19 protein-coding genes and 1 pseudogene are annotated in these 24,307 nt (G+C 44.0%); 9 read left to right on the top strand and 11 right to left on the bottom strand.

What is annotated here, in order from left to right; all coding sequences use genetic code 11:
• The first annotated feature begins 96 nt into the window (after positions 1-96).
• On the top strand, positions 97-2,895 hold the full coding sequence (locus tag JGK36_RS28025; protein WP_293197285.1) for a CHAT domain-containing protein: 2,799 nt from the start codon (positions 97-99) through the stop codon (positions 2,893-2,895).
• Positions 2,896-2,969: 74 nt separating this feature from the next.
• Here JGK36_RS28025 and JGK36_RS28020 read toward each other — a convergent pair whose 3' ends face one another.
• From JGK36_RS28020 to JGK36_RS28000, 5 genes are read right to left on the bottom strand one after another with little or no spacing between them, the layout of a single operon-like run.
• Entirely contained in the window at positions 2,970-3,692 is a 723-nt protein-coding gene (locus JGK36_RS28020) for a DUF928 domain-containing protein (RefSeq protein ID WP_293191351.1), read from the bottom strand.
• A gap of 21 nt (positions 3,693-3,713) precedes the next feature.
• On the bottom strand, positions 3,714-6,047 hold the full coding sequence (locus tag JGK36_RS28015; RefSeq protein WP_293197283.1) for a CHASE2 domain-containing protein: 2,334 nt from the start codon (positions 6,045-6,047) through the stop codon (positions 3,714-3,716).
• Between the two features lie 29 nt (positions 6,048-6,076).
• Positions 6,077-7,297, bottom strand: a complete 1,221-nt coding sequence (locus JGK36_RS28010) for a DUF1822 family protein (protein ID WP_293201227.1) — start codon at positions 7,295-7,297, stop codon at positions 6,077-6,079.
• Positions 7,260-7,505 carry a DUF1822 family protein gene (locus tag JGK36_RS28005; protein ID WP_293201224.1) on the bottom strand — a complete coding sequence of 82 codons (246 nt, stop codon included), beginning with the start codon at positions 7,503-7,505 and terminating at the stop codon, positions 7,260-7,262. Before JGK36_RS28005 ends, JGK36_RS28010 begins: the two co-directional genes overlap by 38 nt.
• Positions 7,506-7,509: 4 nt before the next feature.
• The gene (locus JGK36_RS28000) at positions 7,510-9,165 is read right to left on the bottom strand and encodes a hypothetical protein (protein WP_293197279.1); all 1,656 of its coding nucleotides are present in this window, start codon (positions 9,163-9,165) and stop codon (positions 7,510-7,512) included.
• A gap of 1,095 nt (positions 9,166-10,260) precedes the next feature.
• Here JGK36_RS28000 and JGK36_RS27995 point away from each other — a divergent pair.
• A complete protein-coding gene (locus JGK36_RS27995) occupies positions 10,261-10,677 on the top strand; it encodes a GNAT family N-acetyltransferase (protein ID WP_293182976.1) in 417 nt (138 codons plus the stop codon).
• Between the two features lie 28 nt (positions 10,678-10,705).
• On the opposite strand, the pseudogene JGK36_RS27990 reads toward JGK36_RS27995, so the two are convergent.
• Positions 10,706-12,302 (bottom strand): annotated as a pseudogene (locus JGK36_RS27990) (IS1182 family transposase).
• 55 nt (positions 12,303-12,357) lie between these two features.
• Between JGK36_RS27990 and JGK36_RS27985 the strand changes: the two are divergent.
• Complete coding sequence (locus JGK36_RS27985; RefSeq protein ID WP_363319271.1) at positions 12,358-12,909, top strand: LD-carboxypeptidase; 552 nt, start codon at positions 12,358-12,360, stop codon at positions 12,907-12,909.
• Between the two features lie 104 nt (positions 12,910-13,013).
• The gene (locus JGK36_RS34000) at positions 13,014-13,271 is read left to right on the top strand and encodes a transposase (protein WP_363319269.1); all 258 of its coding nucleotides are present in this window, start codon (positions 13,014-13,016) and stop codon (positions 13,269-13,271) included.
• A 230-nt stretch (positions 13,272-13,501) separates the two neighbouring features.
• On the opposite strand, the gene JGK36_RS27980 is transcribed toward JGK36_RS34000, so the two are convergent.
• The 3 genes from JGK36_RS27980 to JGK36_RS27965 all read right to left on the bottom strand — a co-directional run bounded on the left by JGK36_RS27980 (position 13,502) and on the right by JGK36_RS27965 (position 17,895).
• Positions 13,502-14,692, bottom strand: a complete 1,191-nt coding sequence (locus JGK36_RS27980) for a transposase (RefSeq protein ID WP_293182974.1) — start codon at positions 14,690-14,692, stop codon at positions 13,502-13,504.
• Between the two features lie 746 nt (positions 14,693-15,438).
• Complete coding sequence (locus JGK36_RS27970) at positions 15,439-16,458, bottom strand: hypothetical protein (protein WP_293193901.1); 1,020 nt, start codon at positions 16,456-16,458, stop codon at positions 15,439-15,441.
• A gap of 1,269 nt (positions 16,459-17,727) precedes the next feature.
• Positions 17,728-17,895 carry a hypothetical protein gene (locus JGK36_RS27965; protein WP_293197277.1) on the bottom strand — a complete coding sequence of 56 codons (168 nt, stop codon included), beginning with the start codon at positions 17,893-17,895 and terminating at the stop codon, positions 17,728-17,730.
• A gap of 285 nt (positions 17,896-18,180) precedes the next feature.
• Between JGK36_RS27965 and JGK36_RS27960 the strand changes: the two genes are divergently transcribed.
• Positions 18,181-18,720 (top strand): cyclic nucleotide-binding domain-containing protein, encoded by a 540-nt coding sequence (locus JGK36_RS27960; RefSeq protein ID WP_293182970.1) that lies wholly within the window; start codon positions 18,181-18,183, stop codon positions 18,718-18,720.
• A 155-nt stretch (positions 18,721-18,875) separates the two neighbouring features.
• Here JGK36_RS27960 and JGK36_RS27955 read toward each other — a convergent pair whose 3' ends face one another.
• Positions 18,876-19,253 (bottom strand): hypothetical protein, encoded by a 378-nt coding sequence (locus tag JGK36_RS27955; protein WP_293193899.1) that lies wholly within the window; start codon positions 19,251-19,253, stop codon positions 18,876-18,878.
• On the opposite strand from JGK36_RS27955, the gene JGK36_RS27950 reads away from it, so the two are divergent.
• Positions 19,242-19,454: a hypothetical protein gene (locus tag JGK36_RS27950; RefSeq protein WP_293201221.1), complete on the top strand. Its 213-nt coding sequence runs from the start codon at positions 19,242-19,244 to the stop codon at positions 19,452-19,454. The genes JGK36_RS27955 and JGK36_RS27950 overlap by 12 nt on opposite strands.
• Here JGK36_RS27950 and JGK36_RS27945 read toward each other — a convergent pair.
• Positions 19,451-20,311 carry an FAD-binding domain-containing protein gene (locus JGK36_RS27945; protein ID WP_293197273.1) on the bottom strand — a complete coding sequence of 287 codons (861 nt, stop codon included), beginning with the start codon at positions 20,309-20,311 and terminating at the stop codon, positions 19,451-19,453. The genes JGK36_RS27950 and JGK36_RS27945 overlap by 4 nt on opposite strands.
• A gap of 206 nt (positions 20,312-20,517) precedes the next feature.
• Between JGK36_RS27945 and JGK36_RS27940 the strand changes: the two genes are divergently transcribed.
• The 3 genes from JGK36_RS27940 to JGK36_RS27930 all read left to right on the top strand — a co-directional run bounded on the left by JGK36_RS27940 (position 20,518) and on the right by JGK36_RS27930 (position 23,744).
• The gene (locus JGK36_RS27940) at positions 20,518-21,747 is read left to right on the top strand and encodes an RNA-guided endonuclease TnpB family protein (protein WP_293179512.1); all 1,230 of its coding nucleotides are present in this window, start codon (positions 20,518-20,520) and stop codon (positions 21,745-21,747) included.
• A gap of 157 nt (positions 21,748-21,904) precedes the next feature.
• Complete coding sequence (ribD, locus tag JGK36_RS27935) at positions 21,905-23,080, top strand: bifunctional diaminohydroxyphosphoribosylaminopyrimidine deaminase/5-amino-6-(5-phosphoribosylamino)uracil reductase RibD (RefSeq protein ID WP_293179515.1); 1,176 nt, start codon at positions 21,905-21,907, stop codon at positions 23,078-23,080.
• Between the two features lie 52 nt (positions 23,081-23,132).
• Complete coding sequence (locus JGK36_RS27930) at positions 23,133-23,744, top strand: hypothetical protein (protein ID WP_293193945.1); 612 nt, start codon at positions 23,133-23,135, stop codon at positions 23,742-23,744.
• The last annotated feature ends 563 nt before the right edge of the window (positions 23,745-24,307 follow it).

The following is a 24,307-nucleotide window of genomic DNA, read 5'->3' as shown; positions in this document are numbered from 1 at the left end:
GTATTGTTCTCTTTTTTAGCAACAAATGTCCGAGCTAACCAAATATTTAATGGGGAAGTAGGAAAAACAGAAATTACTCAACAAGATCGTGTAGGAATGATACAAGTTCCTGTAGGGTTGAGTGCTACTGCCCTCCAGCAGCGAGAGGGAAGTGAATCGGAAAAGTTAGCGAGGGAACGCTATGCGGCGGGAGAATTTGAAGAAGCCGCGAAATATTGGCAGCAAGCAGTGGCGGCTTTTGAAGTGAAGGGAGATTGGTTAAATCAAGCGATCGCCCTCAGCAACCTTTCGTTAACTTACCAACAGTTTGGACGCTGGCAAGAGGCAGAAAAAGCAATAGAAAAAAGTTTGAGTTTGTTGCCGCAGGAATCAAGAGCAAATTTGCCAGCAGAATTAAGGGCGATCGCTCAGACTCTTGATATCAAAGGCAACGGGCTATCGGATCGGGGGCAAGTCAATATTGCTTTAAAAAGTTGGCAGCAAACTGCTAGTATTTATGTTAAATTAAAGGATGAGTTCGGGTGGAAGCGCAGTTTAATTTCTCAAGTCAAAGCCATGCAAGAGTTAGGGCTTTACGAACAGGCTTGTCAAACATTAATACCCGCGATCGAGGTGGATAATAAAGGAAAATTTGCCCTGCCCGATCGAACTTGCTCGCAGTTAACCGACAGCAAAAGTTTAGATCGATTACAAGGGCTTTTACAAAAACAATTAAATCCAAATTTTAAAAGCATCCAATTAACAGGAAGTCGCCTACTCGGCGATGTTTTGAGGCAGCTTGGATTTTTAGACAATTCACAGAAGTTTTTGGCAGCAGTCGATCGAGCCATTACTCAAGAGAAAAACAATCAAGAAAAAGCTTTAGTTTGGCTGAGTTTAGGCAATACTTACGAAGCTTCGGGGAATAGAAATCGATTTCTAGCTGAGTCTGGAGATAACACTCAAATAAATTATTACTCAACTGCTTTAGATTACTATCGAAGAGCGATCGAGGTTGCTGGAACTTCCTTTATTAAAATCCAGGCAAGGTTAGATTTATTCAGCCTTTTAGTAGATCCAAAAATTGGGAATAAGATAAATCTCCGAGAAGCAGAAGAGTTGCGGTTGGCAATTTTATCTCAGTTGAGTCAGCTACCGCCGAGCCGCCATAAAATATATGGTGAAGTTAGCTTGATGAATAGCTTAGCTAACCTGAAAAATGAAGAATTAAAAGCTGCAAATAACCCACCTAATTTCAGGGCTGAAAAGTCAGAATCACTCTCTAACTACTGTTTGCCCGATTCCTTAACTGTTTCTGAAAGCTTGTCTCAAAATAGTCAAGTTTTATCTTGGGGAGAAATTGTAAATCTGGGAGCAAAAGCTGTCAAATTAGGTAAGGATTTAGGCGATTTAAGGGCAACAGCCTATGCTTTGGGTAATTTGGGCGGAATTTACGAACAGAAACAGCAATGGTTAGAGGCTCAACAATGTACGGAACAAGCTTTACTTTTGTCGCAAAACGTGCAGCTAAATTCGCCGGATCTTGCCTATCAGTGGCAGTGGCAATTGGGGCGGATTCGTCGGGATGGGAAGGCGAGGGATGTTGAGGGGGCGATCGCGGCTTATACGGCTGCATTTAATACTTTACAGTCGGTACGCAACGATTTGCTGCCGATCGGTCGGGACGGACAGTTTGATTTTCGCGATCGGGTAGAACCAGTGTATCGCGAATTGGTAGATTTGTTGTTGCGGCGCGAGGAACCGAGTCAGGAGAATTTGAAGCAAGCCCGAAATGTCATTGAAGCCCTTCAGGTAGCTGAATTGGATAACTTTTTTAGAGATGCTTGTCTTCAGGTTAAAACTAAACAAATTGATGGGCTCGATCGAACAGCGGCAGTGATTTATCCAATTATTTTAGAAGATAGGTTAGAAATTATTGTCTCCCTACCCGATCGACTATTGCACCATCGCCCATCCGATACACCTCGCAGAAAAGTTGAGACTCTTCTGAAAAACTTGCAAGGCGAATTGAGCGAAGCAGATGCACCTGCTGAAGTTACAAAAATTTCTAAAATAATTTATGGGTGGTTAATTAAACCTTTTAATAAATATCTCGAACAATACCCTGAGTTAAGAACATTAGTATTCGTCCTAGATAGCAGCTTCCGCAATATTCCAATGAGCGTCTTATCTCATTATGATGAAGTTACTAAAAAAGAAATTTATCTAATCGAAAAATATGCTATTGCCCTAGCACCAGGGTTGCAACTCATCAGTCCTCATTCTTGGCAACCAGAAAGGTTGAAAATTTTAATTGCAGGCTTGAGTGAAGAACGGATTTTTCCTGGGAGAAAAGCTTTCCCCGCTCTTAAATATGTAGATCGGGAGTTAGGAAATATCAAACAAGAGGTTTCTAACAGCGAAAAACCGCTGATTAACCAAGATTTTATCAAAAATAGCTTAAGAGAGCAAATTAACTCTTTTCCTTCCTCAGTGATTCATATAGCAACTCATGGTGAATTCAGTTCCGATCCAGAACAAACTTTTATTGTAGCTTATGATGGCGTGATTCAGAGTAAAGAGTTAAGTGATATACTCAGCAGCAAGCGCGATCGCAAAGATAATAATATTGAATTATTGGTTTTGAGTGCTTGTAGAACAGCCAAGGGCGATCCTAGAGCTTCATTAGGGCTAGCTGGAGTCGCCGTGCGATCGGGAGCGCGCAGTACATTAGCAACATTATGGTATGTTGACGATGAGTCTACGGCGGAACTAATGGTTAAGTTCTATAATGAACTAAAAAAACCTAATGTGAATAAAGCTGAAGCGCTCCGCCAAGCCCAATTATCACTTCTAGCAAAAAAATCCGATCCCTATTATTGGGCTCCTTTTGTTATGATTGGAAATTGGTTGTAAGAATAGTCTTTTTATACCGAGGCTACCAGACACTATATAACGAGGGTAAAAAACCCGGATTTGATATAAATCTTTTAGCGAGGCAGTACCGGGCCTAGTATCTTTTCTTCCTTCAACTTTTCCAAATCTATCGCTTTCAAGATGTTCGCCCAGTCATCAGGGCGACTGCGAATTTGTGCCAAGTCAGGCATATCATACCAAAGCTGGTTAGCAATATAGATTGCAGCACGATTTTCTCTTGTTGCAGCCTGCAACTGAGCGTCAAGATTTCCTCGATCGACCCGTTTTACTAAACCTGTATGAAAAACTGCATTAGACCCCGGTAATGTTTGAGATGAACAGTAAAGTCGGAAATACCAACGATAGGTTTTATTTACCTCTAAAGGTTGTCGATCTTTGGGAAGGTTAACACTAACAATTCCCGGAGTTTCAGGTAGTTTGAAATCGATTTTGTAGACGCGATTTCCTCCTGCATCTTCTAAAGAAAAAGTTCCATAGCTGACGCTTTGACTTCTGTAGGGAACATAAAACCACAAGGTAGGGCGATCGGTAATTGTCGAGACTAAAAAATCTGGACTGTTAGGAGGTAAAAAAGGGGTAAAAGGTAAACCTGCTGTCTCTTCACAAGGCCCGCGAGTTCCTGTGGGCTTTCGATCGGTAGCTCTATCACTTACGGGTGGTTGTTGGGTTTCAGAAACTACGATACCGTTTAAATTAAGTTGCACCTGTCCCAAAACTAAGCAGTTTGTCACGTTAATAACCGCCAGCGTCCAAGCGCAGGTGAACAGAGTTTTCATATAGGTATCCTGTAGGAGCTGCTATGAGTCTTTCCTAGCATTGTAGACTATTAAACATCCGCTAGCACCTAACAAAGCAAATCCTGATGGTACGAGGGGTAGCACGCATCCTGATTTCAGCAAGCTAAACCCGCAGCTCCCAGATAAAATAATGAGTAGCGCTCCTTGAGCTAATCCTAAATGCAGTCGTGATTGAAGGTGGATAGCACAAAAACCCCCCACCACAGACCAAAGCAAAATCAAAACAGTATCACCCCACTGAGGTAAAAACCACATCAGGGGTATGCGATCCTCAACGGCAGTAATAATTTGACTGACCCTCTGAGCTAAAAACATTAAGCTAGGAATCTCTTGGTTGTAAGGTGTGTTATGGTTTGCGTTGTTTCTAGTTGGATCTGTAACACCAATTAAAACAATTTTATCCTTGATATCAGATGGATTGACCTGCTCGTTGAGAATTTGCATCAGAGTTACTCGCTCAGCAATGTCAATGAGCGATCGGCGCGATCGATAATTCAAGATTATTTGAAATCCACCTAAGTTTTCTTTTTGATAAAAACCTCGATCTGTTTCTAAATTTTTGAAATCAGTTTTGCCGATTTTCCAATAATTTTCTCGAAACTCGACTGGCAGCTTGGAACTCCGATCGGCAGTATTATTCGGTTGGTTTTGCAAATAGTGTAAAGCTAGTTGAAAACTTAGCGAAGATGAGGTTTTGCACTGAGAAGACGGGTAGGGCTTCATAGCCAATAAATGTCTCCGGATCGCGCGATCGGAATCTTCTACAATATCCCCAAATCCAGGTCGAGCGTCGGGCAGACCGGGAGGCGGTGCAACCCCTTCTAGAAATTTATCCCAAGGAAACATACATATAGGAATTACCCGCTCGTGCTGCTGTAAGTATTTAATTAAATCATCACGCCCTTGTGCTTGTGGAACATCTCTATAAATATCCAAGCCAATAGTTCGCGGTTGGTGCTTATTTAATTTTTCTAAAACTCGAACTATTGTTTTATCCTGTAAGGGATATTCATTATTTAATTGCTTGAAATCATCGGCAGTAGCTTCAACAATTAATAATCGGGAATCCAGCCCTTTATCCGGCATTATCTGTGCGAGTCGATCGAAAGCTGTTTTTTCTAAAGGTTCTAACAATCCTAGCGATCGCACTCCCACGACTGTGCCTGTGACTAACACGCTAGCTACCAATACAGTCCGAAGGTTGCGCCAAATCGAAACACGCTGACGCTCTTCCTCATTTCCCTTCAGCAACTCATCCCAACTTGGAGGCTCAACAGCAGGGTGTTCGTAAACCATCGGCAGCCAACTAGCACAGGGATAATCACCATCCATCATCCCGTGTAGGCTTTCTCGCGCCTTCCTAACAGAGTCCCGCAAAGGCTTCTTTTCTCTAGCAAATGCCTCTAGAAAATATTCCAAAAACTTCTGAGCGACTTCATCCGGCACTCGCTCTCGCATGGCAATTACAGCAGGAATTTGCAGCGAAGCTAGTTCGTTGACTAATCCCATGCCGTCACAAGAATTAAAAATTGCTAATTTCAACCCGTGCTTAATCGCATTTTGTAAACCATACTTTAAATCTTCAATTGCTATGCTTTCAGTTTCACTGAGAGCAAGCTTGCCCTGGCTGTAATCTGAATTGCTAGAGCTATGACCTGCGAAAAATAAAATGTCCCAATTGCGCTTCCATAACTGTTCGTTGAGCTGGGTGCTGCGAATAGCTATTACAGCCTCTATCTCGGCATCCCTTTCAATTAACGATTTCCAATACTCTAAATCTGCCTGAAGGTTTATGTCTGTATGTCCTCCCAAAACTACCAGAATTCTGACCTTATTTTTAGAGTTAGTTGGTTGGTAATTACCAAGTGTATTAGTTAACCTGCTGAAACTAGGCTCAATTTTCAATTCGTCAAGTTTATCCCAGAGGTGCCAAGGCAAACCCCAGAAATAAATATCATCTGTTTGAATCATCAATCTGACATTGCCTTTCTCAGCACTCAATACTTGTAATAACTTATCCCTGACAGACTGAAAAAGACTGTCCCCAGAATTCAACCAAGTATTAATACGCGCCTTCACTTGAACCGCTAATTCTTGAACCGAACTTTTGGTAATTTGCCCTTTTTTATGTTCTAATTTGCGATAACAACCAAAACCGCGTACAGTCCGCTCTAATCGCAAATCCTCATAGGCTTTCAGAAAATCTTTAGCCGGTGGCAACCGCCCCCTACTTTCAGCCATAGCCGAGTGAATGCTATCGCCAATTCTTAGGGCGACAGGATAGCGCTGCTCGCTGTCAACATCCCCTATTTCCAAGATTACGAGTTTGCTCATAGCTTTTGACCTTCCAAATACCGATCGAGTTAAATAGTAAAATCTTCTGTGACGCTAACTTGCTGCAAAGCAACCTTCACCTGAAAATAATCGCCGAGATCCGCCGTAAATTCATATTCAAGGCTATCATTAACCATATCCGTGCGTTCTTCCCCGAAAATTTCGCCTCCTTCATCTAAGACAAGAAGTTCGAGATTTGGTGGCAGAGTTTGCGATCGCACGGGGCTTACTCGCAAGTGAACGTTCGTTTTATCGCTTCCTTCCGGAAACAGCGTCACTACCAGCACGACGCGCTCGGTATCAAGTCGCATTTCCAAATTAATAATCTTACCAACTCTCAAACCCGCACTGGCATTTTTAGGGTCAATTTTTCCCAAACTCACAGCCGCTTGACGGCGCAAGATATCATCTTGAGTTGTTTGTAACAAATCAGTCAATGCTGCGATCGCCTCCGCATTTCCCGGTTCGACGCGACCTAATAATTCGGCGACCCGCCATTGATTCCCTTTATTGCGCTTATCCTTCAACAGTTCAATCAGCGTGGGAATTTTATTATGGCTGCTAGAATAACCGTCCCGATACCTCTGATTTCCTTCTAGAGCATAAACCAAATTAGGCTCTAAAGTTCCTAATTTTTCTACTATTCCCTCCACTGTCTGCCATCCTTCGTGCAAATAACTCTTGACCCGGTGAACTAAATTTTCTCGATCTTGAGTGGAGAAAATTAATCCGCTTGCTACCTCCTTTTTCTCCAAAATCCCTAAACGCTTTCCATACAACAATTGTCTCAATTCATCATTTGCCAAAAATGCAGCCCACTGCTCAAATGTAACTCTCAGTCGGGGAGAATATATTGATGAATCGCTCAAAAGCTGTAATAATTTTGCAGCCTCTCCTTCAGATAAACTTGGCAATGGTGAAACTTCTTGTTGCAAGTTTAACCCAAAAGTAAGTTGCATCACCGTAAGGGATTCTGTTAACTCCTCGATCGCTAAACAATAAGTCCGATCGCCCGCATTGTATCTGCCGTCATTCTTTAGCTGGCGGTGCGTCGCAAAGCCGCATAACTCTATCCAACACTCACCATCATCCCCATCTAAATTCACTTGTACGGGGAGATAATAGTCAGCACTCCAGTTAGGAATATCCACCCATTCCTGCGGTACGCAAAACTCTTCTAACTCTCCCTCATCACTGGGAATTAACACCAACCTAGTCTCGCCAATTTGAAATGCAGTACCATTCACCACTTCCCAATTCTTCTGCCAACCATTCCGATAACCAGTTCAAGAATGTTTTTAAACAAACACCATTGAGATAAGCATTGTAGCGAGAAATCGGATTAGAATGATGCTGAGCTTTGCGCCATGGAATTTCTAGGTCAGCTTCGTCAATTGTCAACTGCAAGCGGTAAGAATTATGAAAGTTGAAAGGCTGTAATTGGTTGGGTTGAAACATTGTTTTATTCTCCTTTTTTAGATGCAGTTAAAGTTTGCAAGCATTGTTGAACGATCGGATCGATGTTTTTAGAAGTATCTTCGCCCTCTAGAGGTAGATTCAGAGTCCGACTAGCAGCTAAAATTTGATCGTGATAAAACTTCGCTAGCCACTGCCCGACACACTTCTTCTGCCAAGCATTCAGCACCTTTATCAATTTTGCTTGTAATTTATGCTGAGCTTGAGAGATGGCGGCATCTACCTCTAACAAATTAATGCCAAGCCGATCGGCAATGTTCTCTTCTGCTACTTGTTGACCGTATCGGAGGCGCAAAATTTCTTGCTCTTTAGAGTCAAGTTCTCTAATTGCTCGATCCAAGGCTTTTTGAATTAATTCTGAGTGCAGGGTAGCGCTGCAATTTCTCTCTAGCCACGTAACTACCTGCTGGGGAACCCATCGTTCGGGGGCGGATACTTTTACTAGAGCTTCTAACAGTTTTAGCTCAATAGTAGTGAGGCGTCTGGAAATAGAGGACTGATTCAGTTTTAATTTAAGTTCTAGTTGCTTTTGCTTGAATCCAAAACCGTAATAAAATAAAAGAATTTTGTGCTGATCGGGTTTTAAATTTGCTATGTGTTCGTCAAAAGCAGAGTCAATCATGTTACTCAATTCGCTTACTTTTGCAGGGGAATTTTTTACTTCGTCTGTATTTGAGTTTCCCATCTCTAACTTATAAAACAATTCCTCAGTATCTTGTTCCTGAAGCACTCCTAAGGATAGTGGAAAATTGATGAAATTGGGATAATTTTGTAACGCATTAATGCAGATTTTCATCCAAGCTTGCATTTGCTTTCCGCTAATGTTTGCACCCGCCGAGACTTCATACGGCGCTGAGGACAGGGACTTTTCTGCATTGTAACACTCTGCTGCTTCCTGAAAGTCTTCGCTGTCAGCCTCCAGCCATTTTTGCCCTCTTTGACGAATTGCGGGATTATTAACCTTATTAAAGCGATAAACTTTTTTAAAGTATTTGCGCGCAAATATAAATTGAGAAAGGTAAGGTTCTCGATAGGCATTTTGGAGGGCTTCACGAAGCTCTAGATCGCTTTTTTTATCTAGCAGTCGCCAGGGCGAGAACTTACCGATATCTGATTCCGAGTTGATAACTCTTATCAAAGTTTGCTGGATATATGTATCTAAAGAAGCCTGACGGTCAGTATTGTAAGACCTTAACAACTTCAAAAGATTGTCATAATTGTAAATAGAAACGCGAGCGTAGCAAAGATAATCTTCCCAAGAGCAATTACTGGACTGCGCTCGTACTCTGTTAGCTGCGTAGTAGCAGTGTTTTTCAAAATAACTAGCCAAATGTTTTAAAGCTAGCATTTTCCTATTTTCTGGTTCCCATTCTCGGGCGATATGCGAAGGCACACCAATCGCTATCTGCTTCCAAAATTCGGCTATACGTTGACTTCCATCGGGCCGAGCGCACAACTCTGAAAGCACCTGATTTCGTTCTTTGTACAACTCAAAGTTGCGCTTTAGTTCAGCATAAATTTGCCAAGAAAGAGCAGGACGACCGCTGCCGCTTGTCAGCATGAGATAGGTAAAAAAATTCTCGGCGTTATCTCGACGTTCAGGAAGTCTGGGAATACTTTCCTGGTTGAAAGGGTTGGGCATCTTAGCCGATTCTCCAATAATAATATAAGGAAAAATTGATGCGGGATTTTTGAGTTGAAACTTGACTGGCCTTGTTCGGGGCGATGCCTCAGCCTAGGCAGCTACGCCATCGCAGGTCGTTCGCCGGTGCGATGTCGGGGATGTTGCTGGGTGGCTCTTGAGTAACGGCGCGATCGATTTCAGCATACAGGCTGTGAAAGAACTTTGAAAGTGTACTACTAACTTATTGGCACCGCCAGCCGAGAATTATGCAGGTGGCTGTGAGTTGGGGAGGCAGTATTGTTTCCGAACAAGCGGCTAGAGCATCAGTCCAGCAGAACTTGCAGTATTGGGTTTAAACTCGTTTTTCGTCGATCGCCGAACGTTGAAACAACTTTTTTCTTTGAGAATTATTTTACTGGACTGGCGTTTGAGCAGCGTATCATACCAAATCCGAGGAGCGTACCCCCAGAACGATCGCCGAAAAGTAGGGTGCGTCGCGAGCTTACTCCCTTCCTGGTAGAAGATTATGTACTTCTTCCTGATTCTTCCTCGTCCTACCCTACCCTTCATGAATCGCCCGGATTTGGTATCGATTGCTTGCCCTCGTGCTGAGCGTGAAAGTGTGGTTTGTATCTAAGAGCTTTTGAGACATAACTGCTTGAATTGAAGCAGCAGCAGGCAAGCTTCTGGCCGCATTCCTCCAAAAATGAGACACTAGACCTCACAGGCAGTTCCAGAATAGCCTCGATCGCTTTTGTTATTGCATTGTCCGACAAGCGACTGCGATCGCCCTTCAGCCCTCAAATTCGAGTCCCTCTAGCCGCCAGCTAGCTCGATCGCTCTTGCTTTTTCAATTGAACGACTATCGAGCAATTTGCAGAAATTTGCAGACATAATTTTGAACATTTTAGCTAAAAAATAGCCTCAACTTAAGAGATAAATTTCCGCCGATTGTCTAAGATGTTGATAACTACGAAAATTGCCGATCGCACAAATTTATTTGTATATTTTTGAACAATGGCATTTCTTTTCTGTAGATTACTATCTGGCATTGCCCTATTCTGGAAACACAAATGTCAGGACGTGAAATCTCAAACTGTATGGAGATAAGGGATGAAAGACACTTTGGACATAAAAGTCCGCAGAGGTGAGGTATCAGATGGAGAAATCCTGTGCTACTTGATTAACGCTTTAGCAGATAATCAAGCATTGCCAAGGCCTGATCCTGAAGCACGTCTTCGCCTGAAATTTCAGGCTTTTGACCCCTCCGCATCTTTTAATACGTGGTTAGCGGAAGTTGATGGTAAACCAGTTGGTTATGCTGTAACATTCTACACCTATTCCACTGTTTTAGCCTTACCATCCTTACATTTAGAAGATATTTTTGTGTTGCCGGAGTATCGCTTACTTGGAGTAGGAAAAGCGCTGTTTGCTCATTGCGCCAAGATAGCGCTGGAACGGAACTGCGGTCGAATCGAGTGGCTAGTATTGCACTCGAACACGCCAGCTAGGGCGTCGGTTCAGTATTAGGAGTTGACAAAAAAAGGACTTTATGAAATTAGCCAGTGCATGAGTTCGACTCTATGCCTGGTGTAATTGGCCGAACCTTATCCATTCGAGCAATGACATGAAGATTATGGACAACAGCGACTCGCCGTAGATCGAAGAGATTTTTCCGCAGTCCAATATAGCGAGCACGGTTCCCCTGCCAATGCCCAATATGAGCCAGAGAGTGTTCAACTGTAGTACGTTTTCTTAAGTCTATTCGACCAATAGCAGTGGATTGACGCGCTCGCAACTCTTGCATTAAGGCTTCATCAGGATGAATTGATACAGTCCGTCCTCTTTTACTATTCGTGCAACCAGCTCTGTGAGGACAAATTGCACATTCATTCTGAGGAAAATGAACAATCTTTCCGGGTTCAAATGGGATACTTACCTGATTGGGACAGCTAATTAAATGCGTATCCCAGTCAAGAAAAAAAGAATTTTTATCAAACCGTCCAGAATTTTTGACCGGCCACGCCTTGCAAAATATCTGTAATTTATCATCCCGTTGTGTCACCCAATGACTGGATAAATAAGCCCGATCAATATGTAACTCAGCTAGGTGAATATTTTGAAATTTTAAGTCACGTTCTAGGTCAATTGTAGCAGCAGATTCTGGAGTATTGGCGCGTGTCAACGCCACCGCACAAACTACACCACTCTCTAAATCTTTGAGGATGTGGCGTTTATATCCATCTATTTTCTTAGACTTGCTTTTCCGTCCATGTCGCATATCTGGGTCTTCAATAGAAATGCGACGGTATGAGGCTACTCCTTTGCTTAAACTCGGAACGCCTTGTGAGTCGAAAGTTACATTTTGGGATTTAATCACTCGGGCAACATCCAGAGTCTCTTGGACTACTTCAAATTCATCACTATCAGACTGGCTTTGCATCCATTCTTCCACTGAATCTAAGCTACTTAGGATAATTAAGAGTGCATTTTGACGTTCTCCTGGGTCATCCCAGTTTAAGTTATGTGGCTGTTTTTAAGCTGGAACTATTAAGGATGGGTGCACCTGCTTCCAGGGCAATTTCTGCTGGCTCCCGCCCCTGCACAGCAGCTATCATACTCACCGCCTTACGTAAAGCATGACCCAAGAGATTATATGTATCTTCGACTTTACCGGCTCCCCATAACGGGGAAGAATCTAAAGCCGCTTTGAGTTGACATGAGCCAAATCCACCTTTTTGTTTGGCAATTTCTACGGTGCGGTCAATTAAACGTTGGTCTAGTTCTTTTTTAATTAAGCGATTTCTGAATCTCACCAAAGTGGCTTTGCTAAAAGGGGGAGTTTCACAATTGAGACAATCGAGAACTAACTGCCAACGTTGATCCATGAGCATTTCTTCAATTACTTCATCATCAGAAATGCCTAAGTAGGCTTGCAAAATAATTGCCAGAGCAATTTGTGCAGGAGGAACTGGACCCTGACCTACTGTGCTGTCTTTAAAGATTGTAGCAAGTTCTTGTTGAAACTCATCATTAAATATGAATGAACGGTTCAGTCGAAGAAACGTGAATAACTTGGCTCGTTTAATCCGTTTGATAATCAACGCTTCTGTTGCTGAGAGTTCAATTGGAGGATGCCATAAGTGAGGGCGCATAAGGTTTCTTACTTCTTTCTGATTGTGAGAATTTAACAGGCTTTTCAATTCACATATCATTTCCAGTTTTTTTTGTCAACTCCTAATACTGAACCGACGCCCTAGGTATCCGAAACCTTTTATTGGCATGAGTGACATTACCACTCTATGCTGGAATCTTTGGCAAAAGGCTAACATCCCGACCATTTATGGTCTAAATTTGCGCCATTTTGCTGAAGATACACAACTATCCGAGTTTGGGCAATTTCAAAAAACACTAGCAAGTTCCCAGGAGTTTTCCGGGTTCACGCGAAAGCCAATCCAAGAATTCCAAGTTTACCGTTCAGGACGTATGTCTGGACTTTTAGTAGGAGGTAATTTAGCTGTGATGTGCTGGCTATTAGGTACGGCTTTTGCTCCTGAAATTCCCAACGGAGCAATTTTGTTTTTAGAAGACGACATTGAAACCAACGGCTACTATTGGCAAATGTATTTAACCCATCTCAAGCAAGCTGGTGTATTTGAAAAAATCAGCGGTTTAGTTTTTGGTCAAGTGGATAAGGGTACTGTATTTCAGCCGAAATCGTCCTTTAAAGAGATTTTAGACATTGTTATAGAATCCATTTGATATCTTTTTAGCGATCGCGTAGAATCAAGGCAGAGTAGGTAAATTCAAGTAAATTGGGGCGCAAAATGGGGTATTCAAGCGATTTGACAGACTCATAGTGGGAAATTATCGAGCCATTATTACCCCAAAAAAAGAAAACTAGACCTCTGGTGTGGACAAAGCGACAAATCTTGAATGCCATATTTTATCAGCTCAAAAACGGTTGTAATTGGGCTGACTTGCCCAGAGATCTACCACCATATTCAACTGTTTTCTGGCACTATCAGAATTTGTGCGAAGAGGGTGCTATCGATCAAATTATGACCAAATTACATCAGAAAGCACGCGAACAAGTCAAAAAAAACCAGAGTGGACAACCCTGATCATGATTGACTCTCAAGCGGTGAAAAACACGCTTTTATGCCAGTATTGAGTCGAAAGGGTTTTGTTTTTACAAATGCACAAATGGCATCAAAAGACATCTAGCAGTGGACATATTAGGCTTCCCCTTCTTTACTCACTGCAAATACGGCTAGCGTATCTGACGACCAAGGTTTGATTGAAATGCTCACACTTGACACTCCCCAGCCTAAAGGCGTGGGGATTCTTTAATCTACGAGCCAACTTGCTTAGACAGGATTTCTCCAGCCAAAGTAGAGGTCGATTCTCCCAAAGCGTTGCTTGCGTCAAGCGCAAAGGTTCCGGTATGCCCTACCGTACCCAATCCTCGACTCAGGATATTTCTAGCTGCGTTAAAATCTCTATCCATTACACAACCGCACTTACAAAGATGAGTTCTAGTGGATAGTGTCTTCTTGACAATTGCACCGCAACTAGAGCATTCTTGGCTAGTATACTGCGGATTTACCGCCACCGTTACTTTCTCAAATACTTTAGCAAAGTATTCAATGCAGACCCGAAACTGATACCAAGATGCGTCATTAATAGACTTAGCCAGACAATGATTTTTTACCATATTTTTAATCCTCAAGTCTTCGTAAGCTATCAAGTCGTTAGACTGAACTACGCACCTTGCAAGTTTGATTGCATGGTCTCTGCGTTGCCTACTTATTTTGAGGTGGCGTTTCCCTAAAATCTGTCTAGCTTTGCCTCTATTTTTTGAACCCTTAACTTTTCTAGAAACACGACGACCAGAACGTTTGAGAACTTTCTCACTTTTTCGGAGGAATTTAGGATTTTCAACCATTACACCGTTTGAATCGGTGTAATATTCCTTCAAACCAACGTCTAATCCGATGGTATTTCCAGAAGGCTCTGTGTTTTCCTTTCGATCGACATCGACACAGAATTGGACATACACGCCGTCTGCACGTTTTACCAATCTTACCCGTTTGATTTGGGTGATTTGATAGAAATGCAAATCCCGTGTTCCCTTTAATTTGAGTTTACCAATCCCTTTTTTGTCGGTAAATTTGATTGACTTCCTGTCATCCGCAAGTTTCCATCCAGTTGATTTATAGTCAACTGAGCGACAGTTTTTCTGAAATTGGGGATACCCTTTTTTCCCGACCAGACCTTTTTTACAGTTGTCATAGAATCGGGAGATAGCAGACCAGGCTCTTTCGGCACTAGCTTGTCTAGCTTGAGAGTTAAGTTCGTCGGCAAACGGGAAATTTTTAGCCAGCACGGCACAATATTTGTTTAAGTCGTACTTATCTATTTTTCTATTGTCCATCCAATAGCGCAAACAGCTATTGCGGACAAATTGTGCTGTACGAATCGCTTCATCTACTGCTGCAATCTGACTGGATTTTCCGTAAGCTTTGAACTCAAAAACTAGCATGGCTTTGCCTCCTACCTTATGCTAGATCTTTCAGCACAAAATGGGCTGGTATTGTAACAAAGGTTTACAACTAAAGCCGTCCTAAAAGGACGGGGTTTTAAACCCAATTTCCTGATAACATTGATTACTTCAAATCTAAACCTTCCGATTTGCCGATATAGGACCATCTTGTTAGACAACGGCTATCACCCTGACAAGCTGACTCAAGCACTGTCAGCGATTTACCCTGAAATTATGACTAAGATTCAATTTGAACTGTCTGCCAAACCATCAAAAGCCGAAAAAGAAGCTTTCATGGCAATCTGGATTTGTGCCTGTTGTGGCTAGATGGGTCATCGAAAGATCAAATGGTTGGGTGGAAAGGTGTAAAAGCTTAGTCAAAAATTTTGACCGTACACTTAAACGTTCTAATGCCAAGCTTAAACTGTGTTTTATTAGGCTGATGATTAAAAGATTAGCTGCGACACCTGTCACCTAAAGATCTCAAATTGGTTCTATATAACCACTGAAACTAAGAGGGCCCAAGCCCAACAACGTCCGCGAATCTTTCGCTAGATCCGCTATATACAACTAAGTGTCCTCCAAATTGCCATGTCCTCCGATGGTAGAGAAAGGCTATTGCTGTGTCCTCCAAATTGCGATATCCTCGATTGCTTGAGATTTTCTACCATCAAAAAAGGTTGACTGTATTCCTACAGCCAACCCCGCGCTCATTTAATTGTTATGCGTTTGCTTAAACAGCAAAACTATCTGGCAATATTCGGGAACGTATAGCCAACACCTAGTAACAATCCCACGTCAGTTCCGTCGAGAAAACCAATATTCAGTCCTGCTGTGGCTGTAAAATTGCTCGACAGTGGCACATCTATACCTCCCGAAATCAGGAAGCCAAAATTACCGTCATCGCCGGTAGAAAATGCTACGCCAGCACCTAAATAAGGAGCAGCGGTAATCACAAAATCATCGCTGACTTCGACGGCCTCTCGGGATACAAAATCGTAGGTGACTGGAACTAGAACAGTTAGATTGTCGCGGAACAAAACACTCGGTCTCACCGAGAAATTGTTCGTCAAACCAATTTTGCTAAGAATCGCAAAAGAAGTGTCGCCTAGGGCTGAATCTCCGCCAAAACCGATGTTACCGCCAATACCAATGTAGCTGGGCCCTGAACGGGTAGCTCTGCCCGGTTTGACGGTTGTACCGCCCGGTTGAGCCAATATCTGAGGTTTGTCTGAGGCTGTTGCGGGATTCTGGGCAACTTTCGGTTGGTTCGTCAGGGCTGAGGCGGAAGTGCTGACAGGGTTGCTCAACACTTCTTGTGTTGTTTTGACTTCTTTTTCTTCCTTGGATGCTGTCAGTTCTGAATTAGGTCGATCGGCCACAATCTGGGATTTTTGCTGAATTTCAACGCTATTCTCAGCAATTTTCGCTGTTTCTGCCGATTTTTCGGTTTCAGCAGCAATGGATGTAGGTGTATTTTGCTCAGTTGCTGGGACAGCAATTTCCGATGTTGCTGCTGTGGATTCTGCTGGTGCTGCCGCAGATGCTTCCGAGTTGACTGCCGGTGCGGAGGCTGCTGGCTCTGCTGCTGGTGTTAGTTCGATCGAACTGATAGAATCAATTTTTGTATTGCTAGCTGTTATTTCGGCATCAGCTTTCACTGCTGAAGTTGCCGCCCGCGAGGAAATTTGGTCAATATTTTGAGTTGCCGCATTTGCGGTTGTAGCGATATCGGGCAAGTTGCCGGTTTCAGCTTTCGCTGACATGGTAGTGCAACAAACTGCTAAAGCTGCAAGATTTATTAACGCAAAAGTAGACTTGGAAAATAGACTATTCATCAGAAAAATGGGTTTGAAACCCCGTCCTTTTAGGACGGCTTTACATTTTAGTTTTAGGTTGGTGTTAGGGGTGGAATTACCGACCCCTAATCTATCTACCGCCGGGCGAACTACTAAATGCCGGGTGCTTTTGCCTCGAACACTTTCGCGCCTGACAATTACCGACTGACATTGTTTGTTCGCGATCGCATAACAAGTGGCGATAAGCCCATGTGTATATTTCCCTTCGCTACTGACTATCACAGAGGTTACAGATTAGGGAGGCGTCCAGTAACGTATGAATGGTGTACCACCACCAGATAGTTCAGTTTGGGTTTTTAGCCCGTAAGCTAGACACTGTTTTAGTCCTGAATCAAGAAGGTGGTAAACCTTCCTCTTTCAAGCCCCATGCCTTGATAGCTGGGGTTAGTGACAAGACACTCCTCATTGAATGGTGTGTTAAAAGTTTGACACTCCCTGGCGTGAACGCGCGGGGATTCTTGGTTCACAGTTCTTGGTTCACAGACATACCTTAAAATTGTCCATCCTTTCGGCAATACTTAAACCAAAAACCCGTTCGATAGAACCTGTGTTTTGAGCCTAAGAAAGAGCAATCCCAGAGGGCTTATCTCCCCAAGCGAAGCGAGAGTCTCCTCTCTTCCGTGTGCCCCACGGTACGTTTAATCTTCAAGATTTTAGTTTTCTGGTCTGGGTTACGTTAGTTACCCTAGCTATGTTTTTCGTGGTGTTCGCCACCCACTAACTATTATTATTTCCCGACCAGTCGTTTGAGCTTGGTGTCTCATGTGTATCGGCGGTTATTCTACCTGTAGTATTACTCTACTATACCATCTTGAACAAGAAATTTAGATAATTAAATCCGTGCTAAAAGGACGGGGCTTTAGACCCAACTTTCTGGTAAGTGTTTGAGGGCTCTAGTCGAGACCTTTGCTGAAAAATGACACAAATATGAGTTGTGTTGTTCCTAGATTGGCACTTAACCCTCTTAGAGTCAACTCTCTCTGCTGATTAGATTCAAGAACCGAAGGCTAGTCGATCGACTAATTTTAATTTACAGTTCGACGATCTAAAAATCAATCCTAGGGGAGAGTTCACTCTTGATGGTGCTTATACCACTTTTGCTCAAAAAAAGCAACTGCAAACAACCTCGAAACCACGAGCTTCATCAGTCAGTCAGTCGATTTTAGATTTTAGATTTTAGATTTTAGATTTACTTGCAGCTTCTTGAATCACCGGAGCTGGAAGTCGATCGCGCGCGCAGAGCATTCTACAATGCTGTACATGAGGGCGCTGCACCCGCCCGCCACCACAGTGGAAAAATCCGGCTGCGTGAGGGCGCACCGGCTCGAAACGAATATCCAGCAAGGTTTGACAACTGTTTACTGTTTAGGGAATTCGGGGGTCTAAATTGGGGCAGTTGGGCGAGGGCGATCGGCTCCTGCACAGTCCCGGACAAGTCATGTAGAATATCATTGATCCTACAAACAGTCGTAGCTCGATCGTGTCAAAATTATTAGATATTATTCATTATTGTGGAAAATTCAATGTCTTAGTAAAGTTTAGCCTTCGCGATCGCTCAGTATCTGACGACCTAACAGCACGCAACTAAACAAGTAAAAAATAAAAAGTATCTGTTCTCAACCTGACTTTATGAGCAAAGTTCTAGTTATATTAGGCGAATTGAGCGATCGCGACATCGATTGGATGCTCGCCAACGGCAGCCGCACCACAGTCCCCCCCGGCACCACTCTCATCGTCGAAGGTCAACCCTTAGACGCACTGTACATAGTTCTGGATGGAACTTTGAGCGTTGCTGTATCATCTTTGGGCGACAAAGAAATTGGAAAAATCATCTGCGGCGAAGTGTTGGGCGAAATGTCTTTTGTAGACGGGAGGCTTCCTTCTGCTAGCGTCACGGCAATTGATGAATGCCTCATCCTGTCAATTCCGAGGCGGCTGCTAACTGAAAAACTAGAGCAAGACGTGCTGTTTTCCCTGCGATTTTATCGGGCGATTACTAAATTTCTGTCGTCGAGACTGCGGGGTACAGTCAAACGCTTCGGCGAAGATACTGATTATTTAATATATCAAGACCCCCACGACGATCGCGCGATCGGGCAAAATGTCGAAAATCCTGATTTGGCTCAATCTAGATTTGAATGGCTGTTGCAGCGTTTGAAGGAGACTTGAAGTCAGTTGACAGTTGACAGTTGACAGTTGACAGTTAACAGTTGACAGTTGACAGTTGACAGTCAGCAGTCATTAGTCATTAGTTAGTTGCTACAAATTCTCTTCGGATCGATGCCCGATGCCCGATGCCCGATGCCCGATGCCCAATTCCCCAATTAAAAAACATATTTTTCGGCAACGCGCCAATAGCGGGAAAAACGCTTCAAATCAATGTAGCCATCGTAGCGGACAAAAGGTTCGGGTGGCAAAACTTCTACTGGAAACTCCCTCCTAATTTCCCGGCAAATATCCTCAAACCGAGGGCTGGGACTTTCCGCTGTAACGATTTGATTCGCACCGGATTCTTTAGCAAAAGCGATAACTTCGGCAGCGACATCGCCGCGCCGAATAACTACCGGCAACTCTAGTAAACATTCATAAATAAACACCATTCGCTTGAGACTTAACTGCCATTCATCGATCAGTGCATCGTCCCAAACCCAGATTGCTTGTGCTTCTGGGTGAGCTTGGAAAGCTGGGCATTGTGGACTCAAGCAGTCGCCGTGCAGTTGGGAATTGGGAATTGGGAATTGGGAATTGGGAATTGGGAATTGGGAATTGGGAATTGGGAATTGGGAATTGGGAATTGGGAATTGGGAATTGGGAATGTAAAAAAGTTGAATTATTTTTATTACTTCTTCCCTCTTCCTAATGTCAACTGTCAACTGTCAACTGTCAACTGTCAACTGACTTAATTTTTCCTTTTTTTCTGAGGGCGTTGCCAACTTTGAGAACCGCCCGTGCGATCGACCTTTTCGCCATTGGGAAACAACTTGCTCTCCAAATATTCGTAAGTTCCCTCAAAATCGCATTGTCCGTACAGGGGACAATCGCGACAATAAACTGACTTAGTGTAACGTTCCAGATTTTCCCGATTAAAAAAATAAGCCTTGTGACTAAAAGTGCTCGCTACCCACTGCCAAGAAAGATTGTTGCTTGCCGGATCTCCATCTAGCAAATGTTGCAAAAACCAGCGAGCTCCAGCTTGCCAGCGCACGCGGCGCCAGTGTACCAAATAACTAGCCATCCACATCCGCTGGTGGTTGTGCAAATAACCAGTTTCCCGCAACTCGCGGCTGAAGCTGTCGATGCACACTAAACCAGTCGTGCCCTCGACGACATCCTGCGGCAGAGTGTCGCTGTAATCTTTGGTAGTGTAACCAGTTTTGTATGGTTCCCGGTCTTCCCAAATCTTTTTGCCCAATTCGGCGTACAGCCGCTGCCAATAATCCCGCCAACCCAACTCGTTGACAAGTTTCACGGCATCTTCTGAATGCTGCACCTTGGCTAGTACGGCATCTCGGACTTCGGCAAGACTCAAAACGCCGTAGCGCAAATAGGGCGACAATCGCGTTACTGCACCGTTGAGAAAGTTACGGGTTGATGCGTATTTGCCGGGATTGACTTGTTGGAGCACTTTCTCGGCTGCTTGGCGCCCGCCTGTGGTTGAGGGTACGTTGCTATCCCGGGCGGCGGCTTGGGGGAATTGTTCGCTCACGTAGGCTATTAATTCGTCGCGGCTGGCAAATTCCCGCTTCATGTCCTGACTCATGGTTTTTTGTTAAGCGCCTGCTATGGTTTTTTAACTTTTGAGGGGGTTTGGGGGAGCGATAAGTCCCACGCTGTACCCGTTGGGTCAGCGTTGGGATACATGGACTCCCCCAAGCAAATTTTATCCGGTCAATCCCGGTAAAATTTGCCAGCTAGATGGACTAATTTTATCAAGAATGTATATAATGCTAAAGAGAGGTAAAAACAATGCAGCATCAAGCCGTCAAAGTCAGACTGTATCCGACAACTGAACAACAAGAGATACTATCTCAGCACTTTGGATGCTCTCGCTGGTGGTGGAATCATGCACTCAACTTGTGCATTGAAACCTACAAAGCCACGGGTAAAGGCTTGACTCAAATTGCGTTGAACAAACTCCTACCAAATCTCAAAAAACAAGAAGAAACACAATGGTTGTCGGAGTGTTACTCTCAAGTTTTGCAAGCGACTACGCTCAAATTGGTAACTGCTTACAAGAACTTTTTTGAGTCGAGAGCTAAATACCCTAGATTCAAAGCCAAGAAAAATAGGCAATCAATCCAGTATCCGCAGTCAGTCAAAATTGTTGATGGTTTCCTCAAGTTTCCTGGTCGTGTCGGCATTGTTAAAGTCAAGTTACATCGACCGATTGAAGGAATTATCAAAACTGTAACAGTCAGCATGACCCCTTCAGGAAAATACTATGCCTCTGTGCTGACAGAACTCGAAGGAGACAAATTAGTTGCTCACACCGATGGAAAAGTTGCAGGAATTGACTTGGGATTGAAAGATTTTGCTGTTGTCAATGATGGTATCAAGACATCCAAATACCCGAATCCTAAGCATTTAGCAAAACATGAACGCAACCTGAAAAGAAAACAGCAAAAACTAGCCAGAAAGGAGAAAGGAAGCAGGTCGAGAGATCGAGCCAGGAAACTGGTTGCTAGGGTTCACGAACGAATCAGCAATGTCCGTCAAGACTACTTGCATAAGCTATCCAGAAAGCTTGTTGACGACAACCAAGTCATCGTAGTCGAAAACCTTCACGTTAAGGGCATGGTTCGCAACCACAAACTAGCTAAAGCAATTTCTGATGTAGGTTGGGGGATGTTTGTCAATTTCTTGCAGTACAAACTAGACCGTGAAGGTAAAGTGTTGGTAGAGATTGACCGATGGTTTCCTAGCTCGAAACTCTGTTCAAATTGCCACTATCAGGTGAATGAAATGCCATTAGACGTTAGGACATGGACTTGTCCTAGTTGCGGTACTCATCACGATAGGGACGGAAACGCCTCAATAAATATCAGAGCAGAAGGAATCAGAATGCTATCGGTCTTGGGAACCAGGACTGCTGCTGATGGAGGGGATGTGAGTCCGAAGCTGGGACGTAAGTCTAAGCTGACGCAATCCCCAATGAAGTCAGAAGCCCACGCTGTACCGAAGGTCAGCGTTGGGTAGTTCACAGCTATTTGTTTGGGCGTGTGGGGTCGATCGCCATTTTAATCGCCTTTCAATCCTGATACCGTAAAGTTTGGCTCAACAATCGATCGTCGCCCGTTCGCAAAAATTAGCATCAAACTTACTAAACTTAGGTTAGATATCAGAGCAAAATCTCATGGAAACTTTTGAGGCGGACGCTAAACCGATCGCCAACTTAGCTAATCGACAGCAGCAAGGTACAAAACAACTGGACAATAGCACAATTCAAGAGTTCGATCGAGCCATGATGCGCCGCTGCATAGAATTGGCCCGCCGCGCCCTCGGCAAAACCGCACCCAACCCCCTCGTCGGTTCCGTAGTTGTCCGAGACGGTAAGATTGTCGGCGAAGGGTTCCATCCCGGTGCCGGCCAACCTCACGCCGAAGTGTTTGCACTCCGGGAAGCGGGGGAACTTGCCGCCGGAGCGACTGTTTACGTGAACCTGGAACCCTGCAACCACTACGGTCGGACTCCTCCCTGTTCCGAAGCTTTAGTTAAGGCTAAGGTGGCAAAAGTAGTGGCTGGAATGGTCGATCCAAATCCATTGGTAGCTGGCACTGGGCTGGCTCGATTGCGGGATGCTGGCATTGAAGTGGTGGCGGGAGTGGAAGGGGAAGCTTGTCAGAAACTCAACGAGGCTTTCGTACACCGGATTTTGTACCGCCAGCCTTTCGGAATTTTGAAATATGCGATGACTTTAGACGGTAAAATTGCTACTACTACCGGTCACAGCGCTTGGGTGACAGGCGAGGAAGCTCGGAGCGAGGTACATCGGGTGCGTGCCGGCTGCGATGCGGTGATTGTTGGGGGAAATACGGTGCGTCTAGATAATCCGAAACTAACAAGCCACCAGCCTGACAGAAACAATCCCTTGCGGGTGGTGATGAGCCGCTCTCTGGATTTGCCGAAGTCGGCTTGGTTGTGGGAAACCTCCTCGGCGGCTACTTTGGTACTGACTGAGCCTGGGGTTAAGCCGGAATTTCAGGAATTTTTGATTGCCAAAGGGGTGGAAGTTGTGGAGTTGTCACCGCTGACACCGACTAATGTGATGACTTATTTGTACGATCGATCTTTTATGTCTGTACTGTGGGAGTGCGGTGGCACTTTGGCGGCTTCGGCAATTGCTGAAGGTGCAGTGCAGAAAATTATGGCTTTTATTGCTCCTAAAATTGTCGGCGGCCAAGGTGCTCCAACTCCTGTGGGAGATTTGGGCTTTTCAGCAATGACTGATGCTTTGACTTTAGAGCGGGTTTCTTGGCACGCGGTGGGTGCAGATTGTGTGGTGGAAGGCTATTTTAAAATTAAAGATTGAAAGTTAAAAGCGAGTCTTTTTAGTTTTAATTTTTAACTTTATAACTCCTTTTATGACTGAAATTCTGGTTTGGAGTTTGATGGTTGGTAGTCTCGGCTTGGAGGCTGGGATTCTGGGTGTCTTGGTGAGCCGCGAGCAATTGGCTGCGGGGCAAAAATGTGATGAGGAGGAGGAAGTTTTGACTCGGTACGAATCTCAAGAAGATAATTTGACTGCGCCTGAAAATGCGATCGCAAATGGCAATCCAAAATCCGATCGCAATCCTGATGATTTGACAGTTTGGGAGTACAAGATTGTCCGGGCTAGCAGCGATTTATTTCGCAATCCGGCGATTTTTCACAAGCTGTGTCGGGAAGAGGCGGAAGTTGGCTGGGTTTTGCTCGAAAAGCTCGATGACAGGCGGGTGCGGTTCAAACGTCCGATCGCGCTGAGGGATGCCCCGAGGTCTAATTTACCAACGTTTGACCCTTACCGCAGTCATTACGGCCCGATGTCCAATGCGATGACATGGGCAGTGGCGATCGTGTTTTTGAGTGCGATCGTCCTTCCTGCTGTTTTGGGCTATGCTTTGGTGTCGGCTACTCTCAGCAGAAGTCGCTCTAATTGGCCTCCGACACCGATTCAATCCATGCCTTCTCCCGGCGGCCCAACAACTAACAATTGAAACTTTGGGGAATTGAGAATTGGTAATTGGTAATTGGTAATTGGGAAGCTTGTTTTATAGCAAGTCTAAATCATTTGTGAACCAGATTTGTTCAACGAACCGCGAAGGCGCGAAGTTCGCGTTCGGCGAAGCCGTTCCCGAAGGGTAGGAAGATAAGAAAAGAGTGTGTGTTCGCTTGATGGATTTAGGATTGCTATAGGGTGCATCTGGTTTTGGCAAGGGCGAAGCATTTCGGCACATAATTTATCAGTGAGAATCAGAGATTTACTGCCGAAATGCTTCGCCCCTACGAGTATATTTTCAAAAATGAGATGCACCCGGCTAAGGTACGTAGTTGCGCTTCAGCGCTCTTTCCGGCGTTGCTGATTTGATGTAGGAAAATTATTTCCTATGATACTGAAACCTCTGTAAAGACGTAACAATGCTACGTCTCTACATTTCAATTCATACTTAAATTCAGCAATGCGCTCTTTCCTAATATTATAAAGAGCGCTAAAGCGCAACTACGTACCTAATACGTTAATTTGATTTTAATACCAATTTTTCAAAAGAATGCAACAGTA

Origin of the sequence: Microcoleus sp. PH2017_35_SFW_U_B (assembly GCF_020737865.1) — a bacterium.
Taxonomy (GTDB): domain Bacteria; phylum Cyanobacteriota; class Cyanobacteriia; order Cyanobacteriales; family Microcoleaceae; genus Microcoleus.
This window is presented reverse-complemented; position numbering and strand designations above follow the sequence as displayed.